Origin of the sequence: Streptomyces sp. NPDC051740 (assembly GCF_044453165.1) — a bacterium.
GTDB lineage: Bacteria > Actinomycetota > Actinomycetes > Streptomycetales > Streptomycetaceae > Streptomyces > Streptomyces atrovirens.
In genome coordinates this window covers 186,008-207,798 of record NZ_JBITCL010000006.1, presented here as the reverse complement: position 1 = coordinate 207,798, position 21,791 = coordinate 186,008, and the positions used below count along the sequence as shown (strand labels likewise).

The following is a 21,791-nucleotide window of genomic DNA, read 5'->3' as shown; positions in this document are numbered from 1 at the left end:
CTAACCGGACAAAGCCACTTGGGGCACACCTGGCCCTTGCGCCATGCGGTAGCGTCCCCAGCCATGAATCTCATATGAAACTCACTCGTTCGTGTGAGTTTCGTGATCATCGGGTTTCGGGTTGGTCGCCAGCATGAGTCGACCGCAAGGACGAGGAAGGCCAGGACATGGGACGCCACCGACGCTCCGCCGCCGGCCGCGCCGCCACGGGCCGCGCCACCGGGGTCACTCACGACGGCCCCTACGACGGCGGCCCGCTTCCGAGGGATGACCGGGGGGACGGCCCGCCCACGATGGGCACCGCGCCGTATCTGAACCCGCAGGCGTACGCCGAGACGTACGCCAGGAGCGAGGCCTATCTCTACGCGACGGACGGCGCCGGAACCCCCGCCGGGGGCGGCGACTTCACCCGCGGCGATTTCACCCGCGGCGGCTTCCCGGGCACCGACTTCTCGACGGGCCCGGACCGGACCGGCTCCACCCAGGACCGGATCGGCCACGTCTTCGCCGGTGACGGCCTCGCGCCCGACGACGACGCGCCCCGCCCCGACGGACACCGGCGCCGGAAGAAGAAGGCCGCGACCCCGGTCCGTACCGGCCTGCTCGGTGTCTCCGCCGCGGTGGCCCTCGGCACGGTGGCGGTGGCCACGGGCGCGGTGCCCGGTCTGGAGAACTACAGGCTCGGCGGCGACAGCACCTCCGGTGACAGCGTGCAGGCCGGGAACGCGCCGACCAACTCGCCCAGCGAGCAGGGCGGCACGTCCGGGAGCCTGGAGAACCGGAGCCGCGACGCCGGCACCCCGGCGAGCCGTGACGCCGAGCGCTCCGCCTCGCCCGAGCCGTCCGCGTCGGCCTCGACGTCGGCGGCGCCGACGAAGACCCCGGAGAAGAAGACTCCGGAGAAGAAGGAGTCCGCGGCGGCCCCCGAGAAGACCGCGGAGAAGACGCCGTCCCGCGAGGCGACGCCGGAGCCGGAGAAGAAGACGAGCGACCCGGCGCCCTCGTCCGCGGAGGCCGTCGCCGGTGCCGAGGTGCTCCGACTGGTCAACGTGGAGCGGGCCAAGGTGGGTTGCAGCCCGGTCACCGCGAGCAGCGCGCTGACCGATCTGGCCACGGCGTTCAGCGACGACATGGCCGAGCGCGGCTTCTTCGACCACACCGACCCCGACGGCGGCACCCCGTGGGACAGGGCCAAGACGGCCGGCATAAGCAACCTGGGCGGCGAGAACATCGCCCGGGGCCAGGCCGACGCCGAGGCCGTGATGCAGGCCTGGATGGACAGCCCCGGCCACAAGGCGAACATACTGAACTGCGACTTCAAGACGCTGGGCGTGGGCGTCCACATGGGGTCGGGCGGCCCGTGGTGGACCCAGAACTTCGGATACTGACTCCTGGTTAGCGCTATCTGATGGTCAGCGCTGCTCTGACGTAGGCTTGCATGCATGACGACCGTGCGGCGCCCGGAGGAGCAGGAGCTCCCCTTCAACGTGTTCGCCAAGGCGTGTCCGTCCCGCGGCACGCTGGAGCATGTGACCGGGCGCTGGGGCGCGCTGACCCTCGGCGCGCTCCACGAGGGCTCGCTGCGGTTCAACGAGCTGCGCCGCCGGGTCGACGGGGTGAGCGAGAAGATGCTCTCCCAGACGCTGCACGCGCTGGAGCGCGACGGGCTGGTGCACCGCGAGGCCCAGCCCACCAACCCGCCCCGTGTGGACTACGAACTGACCCCGCTCGGCCACGAGGTCGCCCGGCGTCTGCTCTCCCTCATCCAGTGCGTCGAGGGCAGCATGGACGCGGTGCTCCGGGCGCGTGAGCGCTACGACGGAACGCGCGGCGCCCGCTGACACCTCGGGCAGAAGTAGCTGGAGCGGTTCATCCACGCCCGTCGGCGCATCGGCGTACCGCAGCGGCGGCAGGGCAGGCCCTCACGGCCGTACGCGTCCAGGGACCGGTCGAAGTAGCCGGACTCCCCGTTGACGTTGACGTAGAGGCTGTCGAAGCTGGTGCCGCCCACCGCGAGCGCCGCGTTCATGACGTCCCGGACGTGGCCCAGCAGGAGCAGGGTGCGCGGGCGGGTGAAGCCTGCCGTGGGGCGCTCGTAGTGGATGCGGGCCCGCCACAGCGCCTCGTCGGCGTAGATGTTGCCGACGCCGCTGATCAGTGACTGGTCGAGCAGGGCCCGCTTGATGGTGGTCCGCTTGCGGCGCAGCGCCTGGTGGAACGCCTCCTCGTCGAAGAGCGGGTCGAGGGGGTCCCGGGCGATGTGCGCGATGACGTCGGGCAGTCCGTCGGGGGTGGTGTCGTGCAGCGACAGGCCGCCGAAGGTGCGCTGGTCGACGAAGCGGAGTTCGGTGTCCAGGGCGTCGGTGAAGCGGACACGGATGCGCAGGTGCTTCTCGTCCGGCGCCGTGTGCGGCTGCACCAGCAGCTGGCCGCTCATGCCGAGGTGGGCCAGGACCGACTGGCCGGTGTCCTCCAGGGGCAGCCACAGGTACTTGCCGCGGCGGCTGGGGACGCCGACGCGGTGTCCCTTGAGCCGGTGCGCGAAGTCGTCGGCGCCGGCGAGGTGACGGCGTACCGCGCGCGGGTGCAGCACTTCGGCGTCGGCGACGGTCCGGTGGGCGACCCACCGCTCGAGTCCGCGCCGTACGACCTCGACCTCGGGCAGCTCGGGCATGGTGTCCCCTCCAAGGACCGGTGTACTGAGAGCTGTCCGGAGGGCGTCGGCGGTCGGTGGTCCGCCGCGCTCGGCCTCTCCCCCGTGCGTGGGAGATCCGCCGTGCGCGAGGGGCCCCGTCGCGTCGAGGCCGTCCGTCCGGCTCCGGCCCGGACGGCCGGACAGGCTCTGGCGCCGCGAGCGCCCACCCCCGGTCCGGGGGCGGGCGCTCGGGTCGCGCTGTTCTTTCAGGCGGAGGCCGACGGGGCGTCGGCGCTCTTCCCGGAGGCATCGGCTTCGGCGGTCCGGACGGCCTCCTCGGCCTCCGCCGCCGCCTTGGCGCGCTCGTCCGCCGCGGCCCGGATGGACCGCCACGCGGACTCGGCGGCCTGCTGCTCCGCCTCCTTCTTGCTGCGGCCGGTGCCGGTGCCGTACGAGACGCCTCCGACGCGGGCGGCAGCAGTGAAGGTCTTCTCGTGGTCGGGGCCGGTCTCCGTGACCAGGTACTCGGGCACGCCGAGTCCTTCGGTCGCGGTGAGCTCCTGGAGACTGGTCTTCCAGTCCAGGCCGGCTCCGAGGTTCGAGGACTTCTCGATCAGCGGGTCGAACAGGCGGTGCACCAGTTCGGAGGCCGCGTCGAGGCCCTGGTCGAGATAGACGGCGCCGATCACCGCTTCCAGGGTGTCGGCGAGGATGGACGCCTTGTCCCGGCCGCCCGTGCCCTCTTCACCGCGGCCGAGCCGGATGAAGGAGCCCAGTTCGAGCCCACGGCCCACCTCCGCCAGCGCACGCGAGTTGACCACCGCGGCCCGCAGCTTGGCCAGCTGGCCTTCGGGCAGGTCGGGGTGGGTGTTGTACAGCGTGTCCGTGACGACGAGGCCGAGCACGGAGTCCCCGAGGAACTCCAGCCGCTCGTTCGTCGGCAGACCGCCGTTCTCGTACGCGTAGGAACGGTGGGTCAGCGCACGCACCAGAAGGGCGGACTCGAGCCGGTAGCCGAGCCGCCCTTCCAGAAGCGTGTGGGACGAGGCCTGGTGGTCCGCTGAGTTCTTCTTCGGCGTCGACACAGTGCCTCTCACCAGCCGCTCAGACCTCGAGGACCTGGCGCTTGTTGTAAGTGCCGCAAGACGGGCACGCGATGTGCTGCTGCTTGGGCTCGTGGCAGCGCTCGCACGCAACCAGGGTGGGGACCGCAGCCTTCCACTGCGACCGGCGGTGGCGCGTGTTGCTGCGCGACATCTTCCGCTTCGGAACAGCCACGGCTACTTCTCCTGCTTCTCGTCGACGCCAGGTTCGGCGCCGCTCATCTCGTCCTTCTCGCCGTCTCCGAGTGAACCGGCGAGTCCCTGCAAAGCCGCCCAACGGATGTCGACGGCATCGTGGTGGTGGTCCGGGTCGTCAGCGAGCCGTGCTCCGCACTCGGAGCACAGACCCGGGCAGTCTTCCCGGCACACCGGCTGCATCGGCAGTGCGAGCACCACCGCATCGCGCAGCACAGGCTCGAGGTCGAACAGGCCGTCCTCGAGAAAGAGCCTGTCCTCGTCATCCTCGGCGTCGTCGCCCGGCTCCGCGATCACGCGGCCCCGGTCGTCGGCGTCAGGGTACGAGAACATCTCCTGGAAGTCCGCTTCGAGCTCCTGCTCCAGCGGCTCCAGACACCTTACGCACTCCCCCTCGGCCTTGGCACGGGCGGTGCCTGTGACGAGCACACCTTCCATGACCGACTCGAGCCGGAGTTCCAGCTCCACCGGGGCGCCTTCCGGCACTCCGATGACGTCCTTGATCCCGAAGTCCTGGGGAGCGTCGACCGTGCGGGTCAGGCGCTGCAGCGCACCGGGCCGCCGCCCCAGCTCGTGCGTGTCGAACACGAGGGGGTTGCGGTGGTCGAGGCGGGCGTTCAGAGCCATTCCTGCTTTCGGTCTTCGAGCTCAGAGATATCACTGCCGTGCGATGTTCCCGGGCAGCGTGGATCGCGGACGTAAGCGCGACCGAAGAGCCAGGATACTGGACCTTTCGCTCTCGGCCCAATCCGCCCCTACAGACCCCGCTCGCGCTCGTAGGCGCGCAACTGCTCGGGCGTGATCATGCTGGTGTCGAAGAGGCTGGTCTCGTCCAGGGCGTAGCCCTGCTGGGCCTGCTGGGCCTGCTGGTCGTGCCCGGCCTGCTGTCCCTGGTTCGGGTCGTACGCCTGCCCCTGCGCGTCGTAGCCCTGGTACGCGGCGGCGTACGGGTCGGCCTGCTGGATGGGGGCACCTCCCGCCGGAGCGTAGCCGGAGGTGGGGGAGTAGGCGTCCTGCTGTCCGCCGTACTGCTGCTGGTAGCCGGCGTACGGGTCCGGCTGCTGCTGATAGCCGTACGCGGGCTCCGGCTGGGCGTAGGTCTGCTGCTGCGGCTCGGGCTGCTTGGCCGTGGCGGCGTCCTGCTCGGCGAGGGACGCGAGGCCGGCGAGGTAGTCGGCGTCGCTGGAGTGCTGGACGGTCGTCGGGTCGTCGGCGAGGGCGCCGAGGTCGTCGCTGGCGATCCGGCCGTGCAGCTTCTGCCGGCCCTTCCCGACCGCCTCCAGGGTCTTGGCGAGGACCGCCTCGAAGGCGCCGAGCTTGACGTCGACGTACTCGTCGGCGCTGCGGCGCAGGGTCTCCGGGTCGTGGCTGCGCTCGGGGGCGTCCTCGTCCTCGTAGCCCTGCTCGTCGAGGCCGGGACCGGTGCCGAGCAGCTTCTCGCGGCCGCGGCCGACCGAGCCGAGCGTCTTGGTGAGGACGACCTCGAAGTTGGCCAGCTTGGAGTCGACGTAGTCGTCGGCCTCCGCGCGGACCTCCTCGGCCTCCTTGCGGGCCTCCTCGAGGATCCGGTCGGCCTCGGACTGGGAGCGGCGGGCGATCTCCGTGTCGGAGATCAGGGAACCGCGCTGGGCGTGCGCGCCCTCGATGATCCGCTCGGCCTCCTGGCGGGCCTGCTCGACCATCTGCTCCCGGCCGCCGATCAGTTCCTCGGCCTGCGCGAGGGAGTCGGGCAGCGCCGCGCGCACCTCTTCGAGCATCGAGAGCAGTTCGGCGCGGTTGACCACGCACGAGGCCGACATGGGCATCGACCGGGCACTGGAGACCGCGGCGACGATCTCATCGAGCTTCTTCTGCACGTCCACCGTGTGCTCGCCACTCTCTACAGCTGTGTTGGAGACGGACGGGACGACTGTACGGCCATGGGGCGCCCGGTGGACACCGGGCGGCCGGTGCGGACGGTCAGTCCTGGCCCAGGCGTTCGGTGAGGGCCGTCAGGACCTCCGGCGGCACCAGGTGGGCGACGTCGCCGCCCCAGGCCGCGACCTCCTTGACGAGCGAGGAGGACAGGAAGCTGTAGGTGGGGTTGGTGGGGACGAAGAGGGTCTCCACGCCCGAGAGGCCGTTGTTCATCTGGGCCATCTGCAGCTCGTAGTCGAAGTCGCTGACCGCGCGCAGGCCCTTGACGATGGCGGGGATGTCGCGCTGCTTGCAGAAGTCGACGAGCAGGCCGTGGAAGGCCTCGACGCGGACGTTGCCGTACTCGGCGGTGACCCGGCGGATCAGGTCGATCCGCTCCTCGATCTCGAACAGGCCCTTCTTGGACTGGTTGATCATCACCGCGACGTAGACCTCGTCGTACAGCCGGGAGGCCCGGGCGATGATGTCGAGGTGTCCGTTGGTGATCGGGTCGAACGACCCGGGGCATACGGCGCGGCGCACTTGTGATCCCTCGCTCTCCGGTCCGGTCATCGTGCGTCTTCGCACGTAGAGGCGGCGCGACCGTACCAAAACGTTCCCTCGCCGTAGCGACGGGCCCGGATCGCCTCGAAGCCGGGCGGCCAGGCGAATTCCCCGCCTCGGGTGCTGCGCTCCACGGTGACGAGGGCTTCTTCGGCGAGCCAGCCCCCCGAGCGGAGTGTGAGCAGGATCTCGCGGAGATCGTCGTCCGAGACGGCGTAGGGCGGGTCGAGGAAGACGATGTCGTACGGCTCTTTCGGGGGCGCGGTGCGGATGATCTGTTCCGCTTTGCCGGATGCGACCTCGGCGCCGGGGAGCCCGAGCGACTTCACGTTCTCCCGGACCGTGCGGACGGCGCGGGCGTCGGCCTCCACGAGCAGGACGTGTCCGGCGCCGCGGGACAGGGCCTCCAGGCCGACGGCGCCGGAGCCGGCGTACAGGTCGAGGACGCGTTCGCCGTCCAACGGGCCGCCGAGCAGGGACTGCCAGGTGGAGAAGAGGCCTTCGCGTGCGCGGTCGGAGGTGGGGCGGGTTCGGTTTCCCTGCGGGACGGCTAGGAGGCGTCCGCCGGCCTTGCCGGCGATCACGCGGGTCATCTGGGGTCCTTGGTCGTGGGGTGTGTCTTGTCCAGTCTGGCAGGCGGGGGTGGGGGACGCCTCGCGTTGTGAGCGGCTGCGGGTTCGTCGTGGTCACTCGCGCCCACGCGGCGGAGCCGCATGTCGATACGGCCCCGCGCCCCTGGAGGGCGCTGCCGCTCAGCCTTTCTCCAAGTACTGTTCCCTCTCCTCGTCCAAGAGGGCGTCCAGGGCCGTTCGCAGGGCGGGGAGCCCGGCCAGTTCCGGGTCGGCGGCGACCACCGCTGCCGCTTCCTCCCTCGCCTCGGCGATGATCTCCTCGTCGTCGATGACGGCGAGCATGCGCAGGCTGGAGCGGGTGCCGGACTGGGCCTGGCCCAGGACGTCGCCCTCGCGGCGCTGCTCCAGGTCGATGCGGGAGAGTTCGAAGCCGTCGAGGGTGGCGGCGACGGCGTTCAGCCGCTGCCGGGCCGCGCTCGCCTCGGGCATCTCGGTGACCAGCAGACACAGGCCCGGGGCCGAGCCGCGGCCGACCCGGCCGCGCAGCTGGTGGAGCTGGGAGACGCCGAAGCGGTCGGCGTCCATGATCACCATCGCGGTGGCGTTGGGGACGTTGACCCCGACCTCGATGACGGTGGTGGCGACCAGGACGTCGGCCTCGCCCGCGGCGAAGCGGCGCATGACGGCGTCCTTGTCGTCGGGCTGCATACGCCCGTGCAGGACCTCGACCCTGAGCCCCCGCAGCGGCCCTCCCGCGAGCTGCTCCGCGATGTCGAGGACGGCGAGCGGGGGCCGCTTCTCCGCCTCGTCCTCGGGGGACTTCTTCCTGCCGGCCTTCTTCGGGTCGTCCTCCTCGTCACCGATGCGCGGGCAGACCACGTACGCCTGGTGGCCGTTCGCGACCTCCTCGCGGACCCGTTCCCAGGCGCGGGCGAGGAAGTGCGGCTTGTCGGCGGCCGGCACGACATGGCTGGCGATGGGCGAGCGGCCGGCCGGGAGCTGGTCCAGGACGGAGGTCTCCAGGTCGCCGAAGACCGTCATCGCGACCGTGCGCGGGATGGGGGTGGCGGTCATGACGAGCAGGTGCGGGGGCTGTTTGCCCTTGCCGCGCAGGGCGTCGCGCTGCTCCACGCCGAAGCGGTGCTGTTCGTCGACCACGACCAGGCCCAGGTCGTGGAACTTCACCTTGTCCTCGATCAGCGCGTGCGTGCCGATGACGACGCCGGCCTCGCCGGTGGCCAGGTCGAGCAGCGCGTGGCGCCGCGCCGCCGCTCCCATGGACCCGGTGAGCAGCACCACCTTGGTGGCGGCCTCCGCTCCCCCGAGCATCCCTCCCTCGGCGAGCTCCCCCATCATCTCGGTGACCGACCGGTGGTGCTGCTGGGCGAGCACTTCGGTGGGCGCGAGCATCGCCGCCTGCCCGCCCGCGTCGACGACGGCGAGCATCGCGCGCAGGGCGACCATCGTGTTGTGGGTCACTGTGAAGTTGTCGGTGACATAGGCACGGCTCGGATGAGCGACGCTGATGCACTGGGCCGGCTTGCGACCGACGTATTCGACCGCCCGGATGCCACGCCGAAAGGTGTTGTATTCCGGCCTGGACCGCACCCGGTCCGCCTTGCGGGAAAGCCTGAATGGGGCGTATTCGTCAGGCAGGGCCACCGACACGTTGAAGGCCGCCCCTTTCGGGAGAACCCGCGCACGACCTCCCAGGGAGCGGACAAGCCAGGCGACGTCATCCGCCAGTCGGTATGAGGCCGAACAGAGCGAGACGCTCAAGCCGTCCTTGTGAACCGTTCCGTCAGTGTCCAGAAGGCCCTGCAGCAAGGCAAGACGGTTCTTGATCGAGGTGTTCTTGAAGGCGTCGGGGACGAATTTCCCGTGCGACGTCAGGCCCCAGAGGTTCAGGTCGCGCAGAGCTTGGATGACAGGATTACGCACGCCGCCCGCACGACGTGTCAGCTGAATCGTGTAGTCACAGCGAGAACCTGTCACCGGGACGAGTCGGCAGTCGGGCGCCACTGCGGTCGCCACGGCATCACGGATCTCGTCGTCAACGGTGGACAGACGCAGGTTGTGCCGGAATGACCCATCTCCCAAAAGGAGGCCGAACAGGTACGGATCGAGCGGCAATCCGGAGTCGCCTCCCAGGTCAACAGGCACAGCAGCCGGGAGATACCACTTCGAGGACCCATTGGCCTTGTAGGTATCGAGACGGATCTCCCTGGTGGTCATGACCTTGGGAGCCTGGCCTCGGTGCCATGCACAACTCGTCCCGACGATCCACAGGTGCTCGTCGTCGCACTCGACCGCACTACCGTCCGAAAGGACCAGGCGCCAGACATCCCGCTCCCCTTGCGGAAAGACACCGTCGATCAGCGCCCGCTCCCCGGTCGGGACGACGATCTCGTCCCCCGTCCTCATGTCTCCCATGCGGCGGAAGCCGTCAGGTGTGAGAACCAGTGAGTCGAGGGGCTGTGCCTTGCCCGACCCCACTTCGCCCTGGAGCAGGCGGTGCATGGGGTGTTCGGTGGCGAGGTCGGTGAAGATCTCGGCGGAGACCTTCTGCTGGCCCTCGGTGAGGGTGAAGGGGAGACGGTCGTCGAAGGCGGTGAGGAGGCCGTCCGGCCTGGGGCGGCGGGCCACGGCGGGGAGTTGCGCGTCGGCGTGGCGGCGGCGGGCGAGGGCGACCTGGAGGACGAAGGCCTCGTCCCATTTGAGGCGGGCGCGGGCGTCCTCGATGTCCGCCTTGGTGTGCGGGCGGTGGATCTTCAGCAGGGCCTCGGGGAGCGCGGCCAGTCCGCGGCCCGCGCGGAGGGACTCCGGGAGCGGGTCGACGGCCTCCTGGGCGCTGGGCAGGACCGTCTGGAGCGCCTTGCCGATCTTCCAGGACTCCAGTTTGGCGGTGGCGGGGTAGATCGGGATGAGGGCGCCGGCCCAGGTATCGACCGTCTCCTCGGCGTCACCGCGCAGCAACTCGTACGCGGGATGGGCGAGTTGGAGGCGGCGGTTGAAGACGGAGACCTTGCCGGCGAACATCGCGCGGGTGCCCGGCAGGAGTTCCTTGTGCGGTTTGTGGACTCCGGCGCCGAAGAAGACCAGTTGCAGCCGGCCGCTGCCGTCCGTGACGGTCACCTCCAGGCGCTGGCCCTTGCCGCGCGGGGCCTTGGCGGAGGCGAAGGTGTGCAGGCGGGCGTCGGCGACCTGGGCGACCACCGTGACGTGCTCGTCCATGGGGAGGTCGGCGAGGTGGGTGAGCTGGCCGCGCTCCTCGTATCTGCGCGGGTAGTGGTGCAGGAGGTCGCCTACGGTGTGCAGGCCGAGGTGCTCGGCCATCACCTTCGCGGTGGCGGGGCCGAGCACCTTCTTCAGTGGTTCTTCCAGTGCGGGCACGGCATCCATTGGACACCACCTCACTGACAACGGGTGTCACTCCACCCCGATGAGCAGCAGGGCGCCCTGTCTGCCGCCGTGGTACACCACCGTGTCGACGGCGAGGTAGCCCTCGCGGACGCGGGTCTCCAGGTGGGCGGCGACGGATCCGGGTGCGTCGTCGCCGAGGACCAGGGTGACCAGTTCGCCGCCGGCCGCGAGCATGCGGTCGAGGACGGCCTCGGCGGTGGCCGTGAGGTCCTGCCCGATCACGGCCACGTCCCCGTCGACCAGACCGAGGACGTCCCCGGCCTGGCAGATGCCCGCCATGGTCCAGGACTGGCGCTCGGCGACGGTGACCTCGGCGTAGCGGGTCGCACCCGCCGCCGACGTCATCGACACCACGTCCTCGTCGAAGCGGCGCTCCGGCTCGTGCACCGCGAGCGCCGCGATGCCCTGGACCGCGGAGCGGGTCGGGATGAGGGCCACCCGGACGCCCTCCGCCCGGACCTGCTCGGCCGCCGCGGCGGCGGTGTGGCGCAGGTCGGCGTCGTTGGGCAGCAGCACCACCTCCCGTGCGTGCGCGCGCCGTACGGCCTGGACGAGTTCGCCGCTCGCGGGCGGCTCCCCGGGGCAGGCGAGCACGGTGGTCGCGCCCGCCCCGGCGTACAGATCCGCCAGGCCCTCGCCGGACACCACGGCCACGACGGCCCGCTGAACGCGTTCCCCGGGCGCCGTCGCCGTCGGCTCGGCCCCGGTCGTGTGGACGTCCCCCGCGCCGAAGTGGGTGATCCGGATCCGGTACGGCCGTCCGGCCTCGACCCCGGCCTCCACGGCGGCGCCCGCGTCGTCGACGTGCACATGGACGTTCCACAGTCCGTCCCCGCCGACCACCACGAGCGAGTCGCCCAGCGCGTCGAGCCGGTCGCGCAGCCGCGCGACGGCCGCGTCCCCGGCCTCCAGGAGGTAGATCACCTCGAAGGCCGGACCGCCGGCCCCCGGCGCTGCTCCGGCGTCGGCGCACTCACCGGGTTCGGCGGCGCCCTCGGGGAGATCTCCACGTGCCGCCACGCGCGCGTGGCACCGCTCCCCGTCCCCCGGGTCCGCCGCGCCTCCGGCGGGCGGCTCGGCCACATGCTCCACGCGCGCGTGCAGCCCGGTACCGGTGGTGCGTACGGAGCCGCTCCACGGTCCCCCCACCGCGGGCATCGCTCGCGGTGCCTCCCCCGTGAACGTCTCCACCAGTGCCGCGAGCACCGCCACCAGACCCCTGCCGCCCGCGTCGACCACTCCGGCGCGCTGGAGGACGGCCAGCCGGGCCGGGGTCTCGGCGAGTGCCGCGCGGGCTCCCTCGTGGGCCGCCCGCGCCACCGCCCCGCAGTCGCCCTCCGCCCGGCCGGCCGCGTCGGCGGCGGCCGAGGCGACGGTGAGGACCGTGCCCTCGACGGGATGCGCGACCGCCCGGCGCGCGGAGTCGGCCGCGTGCCGCAGCGCGGTCCGCAGCCCCTGCCCGTCGGCGTGGGCCGGGGCCTCGTCACCGGCCAGCACCTGGGCCATGCCGCGCAGCAGCTGCGCCAGGATCGTCCCGGAGTTGCCGCGGGCGCCGATCAGCGCCCCGTGCGCCATCGCCCGTACGGCGTCGGCCAGTGCCGGCCGCCGGTCCCCGCCGGCCTCGTGCCCCTCGAACACCGCTTCCACCGCCGCGGTCGCCGACTCGACGGTCAGGTAGAGATTCGTCCCGGTGTCCCCGTCCGCCACCGGGTAGACGTTGATCGCGTCGATCTCCTCACGGGCCCGTCCCAGCGCCTCGAGCGCGAGACCGCACCAGGAGCGCACCGCGAGAGCATCGAAGAATGTCTGCGGCACCTGCGCCACCTGCGCCTCCTTGAGCTGCCGACCGTGGCAGGCAGCGTAGACCGTGGGACGACGCCCGCCGGAAGAGGGCCGGAGGCGGGCCTCTGAGCTGCCGTGGTAGTTTCGTTCTACGGGAGCAGCCGTTGTATGCTGCTCCGGTTGCCCGATCCGATCGGGCCTCTCACCTGGCAACGCCACTCAGATTCCACAGGGCTCCTGGAGCTCGGAATCTCGATCCCGGCATGCCGGGATCAACCGTAAGTGCATCTGAAGTCTTTGGAGTGACCGGTGGCTGCCAACTGCGACGTCTGCGGCAAGGGGCCGGGCTTCGGCAACAACATCTCGCACTCGCACCGCCGTACGCCTCGTCGCTGGAACCCGAACATCCAGCGTGTGCGTACCGTGGTCGGCGGGACGCCGAAGCGCGTGAATGCCTGCACCTCGTGCATCAAGGCCGGCAAGGTCTCGCGCTGACGCTTTCGCTGAGCGCGCGGCCGTAGTCGGTTTCGCCGCAACAGCCGGTCCACCTTGGGGTGGGCCGGCTTCTTGCTGTGGGCCGACGCGTTTGCGGGGGCCCCGGTGTGGGTGTGGGCCGGGGGTGAGGTTGCGCGGCCCGGCGCTTGCGGGGTGCCGTCGCGCCCACCCGTGCCGCCCTGCGGCACGACTGCCCGCGGAAACGGCGGGGCTGCCGCCTGCGGGAACGGCGGGGGTGACTGCCCGCGGGAACGGCAGGGGCGACTGCCCGCGGAAACGGCAGGGGCGACTGCCCGCGGGAACGGCAGGGGTGGCTGGTCGCGTCAGTGGGGTGGGGCCAGGTTCCAGGCGTGGTTCACCGGGCCTATGCCTGCGCCCAGGGCGAAGCCGGAGGATATCGCTCCGGTGACGTAGGACTTGGCTGTCTTCACCGCCTCCGGCACCGGGTGGCCCTTCGCCAGTTCCGATGCGATCGCCGAGGCGAGGGTGCAGCCCGTGCCGTGGGTGTGGCGGTTGTCGTGTCTCGGGGCGCGCAGCCAGTGTTCCCCGGACCCGTCGGTGAGCAGGTCCACGGCGTCGCCGGACAGGTGGCCGCCCTTGATCACCACCCAGCGCGGCCCGAACTCCAGCACCGCCCGAGCCGCCCGGCGCAGATCGCCCTCCGTCTCGACCCGTACGCCGGTGAGCTGCGCCACCTCGTCCAGGTTCGGGGTGGCGACCGTCGCCACCGGCAGCAGTCTCGTCCGTACGGAGTCCAGCGCGGAGGCCGCGAGCAGCGGGTCCCCGTGCTTGGAGACCCCCACCGGGTCGACGACCGCCGGCGCGTCCGTGCCGGCGATCAAGTCGGCCACCGCCTCGACGAGTTCGGCGGAGGACAGCATGCCGGTCTTGACCGCCTGCACCCCGATGTCGTCGACGACGCTGCGGTACTGGGCCCGCACCGCCTCCACGGGCAGCTCCCAGGCGCCCTGCACGCCCAGGGAGTTCTGCGCGGTCACCGCGGTGAGCACGCTCATGCCGTGCACGCCGAGCGCGAGCATCGTCTTCAGGTCCGCCTGGATGCCGGCGCCGCCGCCCGAGTCGGAGCCGGCCACGGTGAGGACCCTGGGCGGCGCGCTCATGACTCGATGTCCCCGAAGTGGTCCCAGCCGCCCTGGGTCGTCCAGGGCGCCCCGTCGACCGTCACCTGGGGCAGCGCCGACGGGTTGAGCACCTCGCCGATCACCTTCCAGCGGGCGGGCAGCTTCACGTCCGGCGGGAAGGTCGCCACGATCGCGTGGTCCTCTCCCCCGGTCAGCACCCACTGCATGGGGTCGACGCCGACGGCCTGGCCGATGTCGTTCATCTGCGAGGGGATGTCGATCGCGCCGGAGCGGATGTCGATGCGGACCTTACTGGCCTCGGCGATGTGCCCGAGGTCGGCGATCAGCCCGTCGCTCACGTCGCACATCGCGGTCGCGCCGAGACCGGCGGCGGCCGGTCCCGCGTGGTACGGCGGTTCGGGACGCCGGTGGGCCTCGACGAAGGCGCGCGGCGAGCGGAACCCGCGGGAGAGCACCGCGTGCCCGGCCGCGGACCAGCCCAGCCAGCCGGTCACCGCGACGAGGTCGCCGGGCTGCGCTCCGCCCCGGGTGACGGGCTCCTGGTTGCGCAGATCGCCGAGCGCGGTGATCGACACCATGATCGTGTCGCCGCGTACGACATCGCCGCCGACGACCGCGGCGCCGGCCACCTGGCACTCGTCGCGCAGGCCGTCCATCAGCTCGCTGGGCCAGGTCACCGGCAGTTCCGCGGGGACGACGAGGCCGAGCAGCAGCGCGGTCGGCACGGCGCCCATGGCGGCGATGTCGGCGAGGTTCTGCGCGGCGGCCTTACGGCCGACGTCGTAGGCCGTGGACCAGTCGCGGCGGAAGTGCCGGCCCTCCAGCAGGATGTCGGTGCTGGCCACGACCCTGCGGTCGGGCGCGGAGACCACCGCGGCGTCGTCGCCGGGGCCGACCCGGACCGCCGGGGTGGTGGTGAGACGGGAGGTGAGCTCCCTGATGAGCCCGAACTCGCCGAGCTCACCAACAGTGCCCTTCATTTCCCTTTCGACCCTTCTATCCCTGTCCGTGCCCGGTCGCGAGGCGTTCGAGTCCTCGCTACGGTCGAAGTGACCGTCAACTTCTCTCGTGTCTGTACCCCGGCGCGCAAGGCCCGGTTCCCGCAGGTCTCCCCGCGAGGAGCGGCGACGCGATACCGTGGCGTTCCTTTTCCCCACATGATCCTCGTGGCCGCCCTGGAGGTTCCGTGGTACAGGCGTACATCCTGATCCAGACGGAGGTCGGCAAGGCGTCGACCGTCGCCGAGCTGATCGGCAAGATCCCTGGAGTCATCCAGGCCGAGGACGTGACCGGACCGTACGACGTGATCGTGCGCGCCCAAGCCGACACCGTCGACGACCTGGGCCGCATGGTGGTCGCCAAAGTCCAGCAAGTGGACGGCATCACCCGTACCCTGACCTGCCCGGTCGTCCATCTGTAGCCCCCGTCTACCCTGTGCCGGTGAACTCCTTCCGTCACCGGCACACCGTCCTGTCCGCGCTCGCGGTGCTGATCACCGCCGCCGCGGGCTGCTCCTCGGCAGACGACAGCGCGTCCGCGGCGGTTCCCAGCCCGGACGCGAAGGTCACCAAGCTGTGCCAGAACCTGGACGAGGCCCTGCCGGCGAAGGTGGACGGTGAGAGTCGCGACGATCCCGAACCCGCGTCCGAACTGACCGCGGGCTGGGGCGGCGTGGCGATCATACTGCGGTGCGGTGTCGAGCGACCGCCGAAGATGGCCGACCCCAAGGTGGCCAACGGGAACGACGCCGACGCGGTGCCGGGCGGAGTGAACGGCGTCGACTGGCTCATGGAGACGCAGGACGACGGCGTGCGGCGCTTCACCACCGCCAACCGCGAGGCGTATGTCGAGGTGAAGGTGGTCGACGGACGGGACAGCACGGGCGTACTGATCGATCTCGCCCCGGCCCTGAAGAAGGCGATCCCCGAGGGGATCGCCTTCTGAAGCGCGCGTGCGCGGTGGCTCAGCGCAGACCGGTCGACCGGCGCAGCGCCGCCCGCACCAGCAGGTCGACCAGCTCCGGGTAGCTCACCCCGGTGGCCTGCCACATCTGCGGGTACATCGAGATGGGCGTGAAGCCGGGCATGGTGTTGATCTCATTGATCACGAACTCGCCGTCCTCGGTGAGGAAGAAGTCCGCGCGGACCAGCCCCTCGCAGGAGGCCGCGTCGAACGCCTCCACCGCGAGCCGCCGTACCTCGGCCGTCTCCTCGTCGGTCAGCGGCGCGGGCACGATGCCGGGCGTGGAGTCGATGTACTTGGCCTCGAAGTCGTAGTACGCGTGCGCGTCGGGCGGCGGGATCTCGGCCGGCAGCGAGGCGCGCGGGCCGTCCTCGAACTCCAGCACACCGCACTCGATCTCACGGCCGCGCAGCGCCGCCTCGACGAGGATCTTCGGGTCGTGGCGCTGGGCCTCGGCGATCGCCTCGTCCAGGCCGGAGATGTCGTCGACCTTGGTGATGCCGATCGACGAGCCCGCGCGGGCGGGCTTCACGAACAGCGGCCAGCCGTGCTCGCCGGCGAAGTCGACGATCTTCTTCCGGGCGGCGGACTCGTCCCGCCGCCACTCGCGCGGCCGGATCACCACGTACGGGCCGACCTTCAGCCCGAAGGAGGTGAACACCCGCTTCATGTACTCCTTGTCCTGGCCGACGGCCGAGGCGAGCACGCCCGAGCCGACGTAGGGGACGCCGGAGAGCTCCAGCAGGCCCTGGAGGGTGCCGTCCTCGCCGTAGGGGCCGTGCAGCACCGGGAAGACCACGTCGACCTCGCCGAGCGCCTTGGGCACCGAACCCGGCTCGCTGTAGACGACTTCGCGGTTGGCGGGGTCGACGGGGAGCACCACGCCACCCTCCGTCGACTCGGCGAGCTGGTCGACGCTGGGCGTGCGGCGGTCGGTGATCGCCATGCGTTCCGGCTCGTCGGCGGTGAGCGCCCAGCGGCCGTCCGTGGTGATGCCGATCGGCAGGACGTCGTACGTGGTCCGGTCGATGGCCTTGAGGACGGCGCCGGCGGTGACCACGGAGATCCCGTGTTCGGAGCTGCGCCCGCCGAACACGACGGCCACACGCGGTTTGCGGGACGGCTGCTCGGGGCTCTGGGGGAGGTTCTCGGTGCTCATATCGCGATGAGCGTACCCGCCCGTAGGGCCGGGACACAGCGCCCGCAACGCCGTGCGTGAGCCGAACGGAGGGGGCCGTCGCTCAGCGTCGTTCGGGCTTCGCGCTGCGCGACATCAGCTCCTTGACGGCGACCACCGGGGGCTTGCCCTCGTGCACGATGGAGACGACCGTCTCGGTGAGCGGCATGTCGACGCCGTGCCGACGGGCCAGGTCCAGCACCGACTCGCAGGACTTCACGCCCTCCGCGGTCTGCTTGGTGACCGCGATGGTCTCCTCGAGGGTCAGGCCCTTGCCGAGGTTGGTGCCGAAGGTGTGGTTGCGCGACAGCGGCGAGGAGCAGGTGGCCACCAGGTCGCCCAGGCCCGCCAGTCCGGAGAAGGTCAGCGGGTCGGCGCCGAGGGCGACGCCGAGCCGGGTGGTCTCGGCGAGGCCGCGGGTGATGAGCGAGCCCTTGGCGTTGTCGCCGAGCCCCATGCCGTCCGCGATGCCGACGGCGAGACCGATGACGTTCTTCACGGCGCCGCCCAGCTCGCAGCCGATGACGTCGGTGTTGGTGTACGGCCGGAAGTACGGCGTGTGGCAGGCGGTCTGGAGCCGCCGGGCGACGCCTTCGTCGGTGCAGGCGACCACGGCGGCGGCCGGCATCCGGGCGGCGATCTCCCGGGCCAGGTTGGGCCCGGTGACCACGGCGATGCGGTCGGCGCCGACCTTGGCGACGTCGTCGACCACCTCGCTCATCCGCATCGCGGAGCCGAGTTCGACGCCCTTCATCAGCGACACCAGGACCGTGCCGGGCGCGAGCAGCGGCGCCCACTCGGCGAGGTTGCCGCGCAGGGTCTGGGAGGGGACGGCGAGGACGGTGAAGTCGGCTCCGCGCGCGGCCTCGGCGGCGTCCGCGGTGGCCCGCAGGTTCTCCGGGAGTTCGATCCCGGGCAGGTAGTCGGGATTGGTGCGGGTGGAGTTGACCGCCTCGGCGAGTTCGGGGCGCCGCCCCCACAGCACGACGTCGCAGCCCGCGTCGGCGAGGACCATGCCGAAGGCCGTCCCCCACGATCCGGTACCGAAGACGGCCGCCTTGACCGGCTCGCTCACGTGCCCAGCCCCTCTTCCCGCGCGGTGGGCCTGCTGCCCCGCGCCCGCTCCTCCCGCTTCTGCGTGTGCGTCCTGCGGCGCTGCTCGATCCGCTCACGGCGCGGGTCGTACGGCGTCTCGGGGGCCCGCTCCCCGCGGATCTGCTCCAGCTGACGCGTCACGGCCGCCATGATGGCCTCCGTCGCCTCCTTGAGCAGCTCCGGGGTCATCTCCCGCTCGTAGAAGCGGTCGAGGTCCACCGGCGGCCCGGCCAGCACACGGTGCGTCTTGCGCGGCAGCAGGCTGAGCTTCTTGGCGTACGGCGGCAGCAGTTCGTTGGCGCCCCACTGGGCGACCGGGATCACGGGGCACTTGGTCTGCAGGGCGACGCGCGCGGCACCGGTCTTGCCGGTCATGGGCCAGCCGTCGGGGTCGCGGGTGAGGGTGCCCTCGGGGTAGAAGGCGACGCATTCACCGCGCTCCACGGCGTCGATCGCCGCGCGGAAGGCGCTGAGCGCGTCCGTGCTCTCGCGGTAGACGGGGATCTGCCCGGTGCCGCGCATCGCGGCACCGATGAATCCCTTGTTGAAAAGCCCGCTCTTCGCCAGGAATCGCGGAACGCGTCCGGTGTTGTACTGAAAGTGCGCGTAGGCGAAGGGATCGATGTGCGAATTGTGGTTCACCGCGGTGATAAATCCACCCTCAACCGGAATGTTCTCCATTCCGCGCCAGTCCCGCTTGAGCAGAACCACCAGCGGCGGTTTGCAGAGAACCGCGGCGAAGCGGTACCAGAAGCCGATTCTGCGGCGCGGCACGAGTACACCTTCCTCTTCCGAATGTCAGGCCCGGGGCCCGGACCCGGAGGCCAGGCGGGCCGCACAAGTGTCGCCCCGGGCCGCCGGTCTGTCGAGAACACCGTACGCCCCGACCCCCCGGCCGCCCGGTGTGCCGGGTGACAATGACCGCGACAAGAGAGGGACACAACACTCGTGCAGTGGACCCTGGTGGTACCCCTGAAGCCGCTGGACCGGGCCAAGAGCAGGCTCTCGGACACCGCGGACGACGCCCTGCGCCCGGGTCTCGCGCTCGCCTTCGCCCAGGACACGGTGGCCGCCGCGCTGGAATGCCCGGCGGTACGGGATGTGGTGGTCGTCACGGACGACGTCCTCGCCTCCCGGGAGCTGGCCGCACTGGGTGCCGGAATCGTCCCGGACGAGCCGCGCGACGGCCTGAACGCGGCTCTCGCCCACGGCGCGGCGGTGGCGGGCGCCGCTCGCCGCGCGGCTTGTGTCGCGGCCCTCAACGCCGATCTACCGGCGCTCCGCCCGCCGGAACTGGCCCGTGTTCTCGATACGGCCGCCGAATTCCCGCGCGCGTTCCTCGCCGATTCCGCCGGGGTCGGCACGACATTGCTGGCCGCGAGCCGGGGCCGGGAATTGCGTCCGTTCTTCGGCCCGGGTTCCCGGGCCCGGCACCGGGAGTCCGGAGCCGTGGAGCTGGGGCTCGACGGTGTGGACTCGGTACGGCAGGACGTGGACACCGGCGACGATCTGCGGGCGGCGCTGGCGCTGGGCGTGGGCCCCCGCACGGCCGCGGTCGCCGCGCGGTCGCTCATCACCGAGCAGTAGGCTGCCGGCATGCAGGCCACCGCGTACACCTACGACCCGGACAGCCGCAGCGGCCAGGTGCTCCTGGACGACGGCACGCCGGTGCCCTTCGACGCCCCGGCGTTCGACGCGGGGGGTCTGCTGCTGCTGCGTCCCGGGCAGCGGGTACGCATCGAGACCGAGGGCGAGGGCGGGGCCCGGCGGATCACACTGGTGACGCTCCAGACGTTCTGATCACCCGGTCACCGGTCCCGGAACACACCGCGGGCCGGGCTCCCGAGGGAGTCCGGCCCGGCGCGTGAGTGCCGCTTGCCCGAAGGGACGGGACCCGGCCCGCTACTTCTTGCGGGTGGTGGTCTTCTTGGCGGTGGTCTTGCGCGCGGTGGACTTCTTGGCGGGCGCCTTCGTGGCCGTCGCCTTCTTCGCCGGGGCCTTCTTGGCGGTCGTCTTCTTCGCGGCGGTGGTCTTCGCCGTCGCCGCGGTCTTGGCGGGCGCCTTCGTGGCCGTGGTCTTCTTGGCCGCCGCCGTCTTGGTGGTGGCCTTCTTCGCGGTGGCGGCCTTCTTGGCCGCCGTCTTCTTCGCGGTGGCGGCCTTCTTCGCCGTCGTCTTCTTCGCGGCGGCCTTCTTGACCGTGGCCGAAGCACCCCCGGTCAGGCTGCCCTTGGGCGCCTTCTTGACCGAGACCTCACCACCGCGCGGCAGCTTCTTCGAGCCGCTCACCAGGTCCTTGAAGCCCTGGCCCGCGCGGAAGCGCGGAACGGAGGTCTTCTTGACCCGAACCCGCTCGCCCGTCTGGGGGTTACGGGCGTAGCGGGCCGGACGGTCGACCTTCTCGAACGAACCGAAGCCGGTGACCGAGACCCGCTCACCCGAGACGACCGCGCGGACGATGGCGTCCAGTACGTGGTCGACGGCGTCGGCGGCCTGCTGGCGGCCGCCCACCTTGTCGGCAATCGCTTCTACGAGCTGCGCCTTGTTCACGTCTTCCCCTTCGGAGACATCGCCAGAACGAAAGTGTTCAAGCTTTTTCGCACGTTAGGCAGATATATACCGCAAATCAAACACGAAACGGGCTAATCACCCTTGTGCCGCAACGAACTCGGTTGTCCCGACCGGTTCAGCGTTCCCCTTCGGGGAATCGACCCTCGTCGAGGTCTTCGGTGAACCGCTCCAGACGCCTTGCCGCACCGGCGAGATCATGTTTGGCCGCGGCCGTAATGACCAGCAGCTTCCGGGTCAGCGCCATCCGTACGCCCTCCGGGACTTGCAGTGCGCGCACCTTTGCGTGCGCTTCCTTGAGCCGGACCGCGACCGCCGCATAGAGCTGGAGTTGGCCGTCGTGTTCCATGCACAGATTGTGCCATCTGGGGCGAGTTGTCGCCTGCGCAGGGGGTAACTGCCGCCTCGGACGGCGGTCCGGACACACGCGAAGATCACGGGCACATGACACGTGTACCCCGGCAACCACCTTCGTAACGTGGCAAGTTGAGGACCGTCGAGGTGGCACGCGGGGCCGAACGGGTGCAGACATGCCCGTACCCCCGATCGGGGCGATCAGGGGTACGGGAGGGGTGGTCCGGTGGCCGAAAGTCGACCTCTGGCGAGGACTTCGGCCGTGGCGCGGGTCAGGCCGTGAGCGTCCTCGGCTTGAACGACGGGCGCTTCGCCTCGTACGCGGCGATGTCCGCCTCGTTCTTCAGCGTGATGGAGATGTCGTCGAGCCCGTTCAGCAGCCGCCAGCGGGAGTTCTCGTCCAGCTCGAAGGAGGCGGTGATGCCCTCGGCGCGCACCTCGCGGGCCTGGAGGTCCACGGTGATCTCGATGGTGGGGTCGGCTTCGGTGAGCTCCCACAGCGCGTCGACGATCTTCTGGTCGAGGACCACCGTCAGCAGGCCGTTCTTCAGCGAGTTGCCGCGGAAGATGTCGGCGAAGCGGGAGGAGATCACGGCCTTGAAGCCGTAGTTCTGCAGCGCCCAGACGGCGTGCTCACGGGAGGAGCCGGTGCCGAAGTCGGGGCCGGCGACCAGCACGGTCGCGCCCTCGCGCTCGGGCTGGTTGAGGATGAAGGACGCGTCCTTGCGCCAGGCCTCGAACAGCCCGTCCTCGAACCCGTCCCGGGTCACCTTCTTGAGCCAGTGGGCGGGGATGATCTGGTCGGTGTCGACGTTGCTGCGGCGCAGCGGGACGGCCCGGCCGGTGTGCGTGGTGAATGCTTCCATGACT

At 71.1% G+C, this 21,791-nt stretch carries 23 protein-coding genes and 1 pseudogene; 7 read left to right on the top strand and 17 right to left on the bottom strand.

Annotated features, from left to right (window positions below; genetic code table 11):
- The first annotated feature begins 167 nt into the window (after window positions 1-167).
- Both ACIA6T_RS12905 and ACIA6T_RS12900 read left to right on the top strand, forming a co-directional pair.
- Entirely contained in the window at window positions 168-1,388 is a 1,221-nt protein-coding gene (locus tag ACIA6T_RS12905; protein WP_399446556.1) for a CAP domain-containing protein, read from the top strand.
- Between the two features lie 54 nt (window positions 1,389-1,442).
- Window positions 1,443-1,841 carry a winged helix-turn-helix transcriptional regulator gene (locus ACIA6T_RS12900; RefSeq protein ID WP_385058202.1) on the top strand — a complete coding sequence of 133 codons (399 nt, stop codon included), beginning with the start codon at window positions 1,443-1,445 and terminating at the stop codon, window positions 1,839-1,841.
- Here the strand turns inward: ACIA6T_RS12900 and mutM are convergent.
- The 9 genes and pseudogenes from mutM to ACIA6T_RS12855 all read right to left on the bottom strand — a co-directional run bounded on the left by mutM (window position 1,814) and on the right by ACIA6T_RS12855 (window position 12,212).
- Entirely contained in the window at window positions 1,814-2,674 is an 861-nt protein-coding gene (gene mutM / locus ACIA6T_RS12895; RefSeq protein ID WP_399446555.1) for a bifunctional DNA-formamidopyrimidine glycosylase/DNA-(apurinic or apyrimidinic site) lyase, read from the bottom strand. The two genes, ACIA6T_RS12900 and mutM, sit on opposite strands and share 28 nt — an antisense overlap.
- 227 nt (window positions 2,675-2,901) lie before the next feature.
- Window positions 2,902-3,720 (bottom strand): ribonuclease III, encoded by an 819-nt coding sequence (rnc, locus tag ACIA6T_RS12890; protein ID WP_385058213.1) that lies wholly within the window; start codon window positions 3,718-3,720, stop codon window positions 2,902-2,904.
- A 19-nt stretch (window positions 3,721-3,739) separates the two neighbouring features.
- Complete coding sequence (rpmF, locus tag ACIA6T_RS12885; RefSeq protein ID WP_003951102.1) at window positions 3,740-3,913, bottom strand: 50S ribosomal protein L32; 174 nt, start codon at window positions 3,911-3,913, stop codon at window positions 3,740-3,742.
- A 2-nt stretch (window positions 3,914-3,915) separates the two neighbouring features.
- Entirely contained in the window at window positions 3,916-4,560 is a 645-nt protein-coding gene (locus ACIA6T_RS12880) for a YceD family protein (protein WP_385058198.1), read from the bottom strand.
- Window positions 4,561-4,688: 128 nt separating this feature from the next.
- Window positions 4,689-5,795, bottom strand: a complete 1,107-nt coding sequence (locus ACIA6T_RS12875) for a cell division initiation protein (protein WP_399446554.1) — start codon at window positions 5,793-5,795, stop codon at window positions 4,689-4,691.
- 97 nt (window positions 5,796-5,892) lie between these two features.
- Window positions 5,893-6,372 carry a pantetheine-phosphate adenylyltransferase gene (gene coaD, locus ACIA6T_RS12870; protein ID WP_385058211.1) on the bottom strand — a complete coding sequence of 160 codons (480 nt, stop codon included), beginning with the start codon at window positions 6,370-6,372 and terminating at the stop codon, window positions 5,893-5,895.
- 26 nt (window positions 6,373-6,398) lie between these two features.
- A pseudogene (gene rsmD / locus ACIA6T_RS12865) lies at window positions 6,399-6,989 on the bottom strand (16S rRNA (guanine(966)-N(2))-methyltransferase RsmD); the annotation flags it as partial.
- A gap of 156 nt (window positions 6,990-7,145) precedes the next feature.
- A complete protein-coding gene (locus tag ACIA6T_RS12860) occupies window positions 7,146-10,367 on the bottom strand; it encodes a helicase-related protein (RefSeq protein WP_399446553.1) in 3,222 nt (1,073 codons plus the stop codon).
- 27 nt (window positions 10,368-10,394) lie between these two features.
- Window positions 10,395-12,212, bottom strand: coding sequence for a DAK2 domain-containing protein (locus ACIA6T_RS12855; protein ID WP_399446552.1), 1,818 nt, complete (start codon window positions 12,210-12,212; stop codon window positions 10,395-10,397).
- Window positions 12,213-12,479: 267 nt separating this feature from the next.
- On the opposite strand from ACIA6T_RS12855, the gene rpmB reads away from it, so the two are divergent.
- Window positions 12,480-12,665 carry a 50S ribosomal protein L28 gene (gene rpmB, locus ACIA6T_RS12850; RefSeq protein WP_004924906.1) on the top strand — a complete coding sequence of 62 codons (186 nt, stop codon included), beginning with the start codon at window positions 12,480-12,482 and terminating at the stop codon, window positions 12,663-12,665.
- Window positions 12,666-12,988: 323 nt separating this feature from the next.
- Here rpmB and thiD read toward each other — a convergent pair whose 3' ends face one another.
- Together thiD and ACIA6T_RS12840 are read right to left on the bottom strand one after the other, a co-directional pair.
- Window positions 12,989-13,786, bottom strand: a complete 798-nt coding sequence (gene thiD / locus ACIA6T_RS12845) for a bifunctional hydroxymethylpyrimidine kinase/phosphomethylpyrimidine kinase (RefSeq protein WP_399446551.1) — start codon at window positions 13,784-13,786, stop codon at window positions 12,989-12,991.
- Window positions 13,783-14,748 carry a thiamine-phosphate kinase gene (locus ACIA6T_RS12840; RefSeq protein ID WP_030866190.1) on the bottom strand — a complete coding sequence of 322 codons (966 nt, stop codon included), beginning with the start codon at window positions 14,746-14,748 and terminating at the stop codon, window positions 13,783-13,785. The genes thiD and ACIA6T_RS12840 overlap by 4 nt, the downstream gene beginning before the upstream one ends.
- 206 nt (window positions 14,749-14,954) lie before the next feature.
- Here ACIA6T_RS12840 and ACIA6T_RS12835 point away from each other — a divergent pair, with 206 nt between their 5' ends.
- Entirely contained in the window at window positions 14,955-15,188 is a 234-nt protein-coding gene (locus tag ACIA6T_RS12835; RefSeq protein WP_037933238.1) for an Lrp/AsnC family transcriptional regulator, read from the top strand.
- 20 nt (window positions 15,189-15,208) lie between these two features.
- On the top strand, window positions 15,209-15,712 hold the full coding sequence (locus ACIA6T_RS12830) for a DUF3515 domain-containing protein (protein WP_399446550.1): 504 nt from the start codon (window positions 15,209-15,211) through the stop codon (window positions 15,710-15,712).
- 19 nt (window positions 15,713-15,731) lie between these two features.
- Here ACIA6T_RS12830 and ACIA6T_RS12825 read toward each other — a convergent pair whose 3' ends face one another.
- The 3 genes from ACIA6T_RS12825 to ACIA6T_RS12815 form a co-directional block, all read right to left on the bottom strand.
- A complete protein-coding gene (locus ACIA6T_RS12825; protein ID WP_399446549.1) occupies window positions 15,732-16,889 on the bottom strand; it encodes a D-alanine--D-alanine ligase family protein in 1,158 nt (385 codons plus the stop codon).
- Window positions 16,890-16,971: 82 nt separating this feature from the next.
- A complete protein-coding gene (locus ACIA6T_RS12820) occupies window positions 16,972-17,982 on the bottom strand; it encodes an NAD(P)H-dependent glycerol-3-phosphate dehydrogenase (RefSeq protein WP_399446548.1) in 1,011 nt (336 codons plus the stop codon).
- Window positions 17,979-18,776, bottom strand: a complete 798-nt coding sequence (locus ACIA6T_RS12815) for a lysophospholipid acyltransferase family protein (RefSeq protein WP_399446547.1) — start codon at window positions 18,774-18,776, stop codon at window positions 17,979-17,981. The genes ACIA6T_RS12820 and ACIA6T_RS12815 overlap by 4 nt, the downstream gene beginning before the upstream one ends.
- A gap of 174 nt (window positions 18,777-18,950) precedes the next feature.
- Between ACIA6T_RS12815 and cofC the strand changes: the two genes are divergently transcribed.
- Entirely contained in the window at window positions 18,951-19,589 is a 639-nt protein-coding gene (cofC, locus tag ACIA6T_RS12810) for a 2-phospho-L-lactate guanylyltransferase (protein ID WP_399446546.1), read from the top strand.
- Window positions 19,590-19,598: 9 nt separating this feature from the next.
- Window positions 19,599-19,802: a hypothetical protein gene (locus ACIA6T_RS12805; protein ID WP_030824720.1), complete on the top strand. Its 204-nt coding sequence runs from the start codon at window positions 19,599-19,601 to the stop codon at window positions 19,800-19,802.
- A gap of 102 nt (window positions 19,803-19,904) precedes the next feature.
- Here ACIA6T_RS12805 and ACIA6T_RS12800 read toward each other — a convergent pair whose 3' ends face one another.
- The 3 genes from ACIA6T_RS12800 to leuD all read right to left on the bottom strand — a co-directional run bounded on the left by ACIA6T_RS12800 (window position 19,905) and on the right by leuD (window position 21,787).
- Window positions 19,905-20,549 carry an HU family DNA-binding protein gene (locus tag ACIA6T_RS12800; RefSeq protein WP_399446545.1) on the bottom strand — a complete coding sequence of 215 codons (645 nt, stop codon included), beginning with the start codon at window positions 20,547-20,549 and terminating at the stop codon, window positions 19,905-19,907.
- Window positions 20,550-20,685: 136 nt separating this feature from the next.
- Entirely contained in the window at window positions 20,686-20,916 is a 231-nt protein-coding gene (locus tag ACIA6T_RS12795) for a hypothetical protein (protein ID WP_399446544.1), read from the bottom strand.
- A 277-nt stretch (window positions 20,917-21,193) separates the two neighbouring features.
- Window positions 21,194-21,787, bottom strand: a complete 594-nt coding sequence (leuD, locus tag ACIA6T_RS12790; protein WP_399446543.1) for a 3-isopropylmalate dehydratase small subunit — start codon at window positions 21,785-21,787, stop codon at window positions 21,194-21,196.
- Window positions 21,788-21,791: the final 4 nt, after the last annotated feature.

Coding starts and splice junctions, on each gene's coding strand:
- ACIA6T_RS12905 (WP_399446556.1), top strand. CDS start 168: ATGGGACGCCACCGACGCTCCGCCGCCGGCCGCGCCGCCACGGGCCGC.
- ACIA6T_RS12900 (WP_385058202.1), top strand. CDS start 1,443: ATGACGACCGTGCGGCGCCCGGAGGAGCAGGAGCTCCCCTTCAACGTG.
- mutM (WP_399446555.1), bottom strand. CDS start 2,674: ATGCCCGAGCTGCCCGAGGTCGAGGTCGTACGGCGCGGACTCGAGCGG.
- ACIA6T_RS12880 (WP_385058198.1), bottom strand. CDS start 4,560: ATGGCTCTGAACGCCCGCCTCGACCACCGCAACCCCCTCGTGTTCGAC.
- ACIA6T_RS12860 (WP_399446553.1), bottom strand. CDS start 10,367: ATGGATGCCGTGCCCGCACTGGAAGAACCACTGAAGAAGGTGCTCGGC.
- thiD (WP_399446551.1), bottom strand. CDS start 13,786: ATGAGCGCGCCGCCCAGGGTCCTCACCGTGGCCGGCTCCGACTCGGGC.
- ACIA6T_RS12840 (WP_030866190.1), bottom strand. CDS start 14,748: ATGAAGGGCACTGTTGGTGAGCTCGGCGAGTTCGGGCTCATCAGGGAG.
- ACIA6T_RS12825 (WP_399446549.1), bottom strand. CDS start 16,889: ATGAGCACCGAGAACCTCCCCCAGAGCCCCGAGCAGCCGTCCCGCAAA.
- ACIA6T_RS12805 (WP_030824720.1), top strand. CDS start 19,599: ATGCAGGCCACCGCGTACACCTACGACCCGGACAGCCGCAGCGGCCAG.
- ACIA6T_RS12795 (WP_399446544.1), bottom strand. CDS start 20,916: ATGGAACACGACGGCCAACTCCAGCTCTATGCGGCGGTCGCGGTCCGG.
- leuD (WP_399446543.1), bottom strand. CDS start 21,787: ATGGAAGCATTCACCACGCACACCGGCCGGGCCGTCCCGCTGCGCCGC.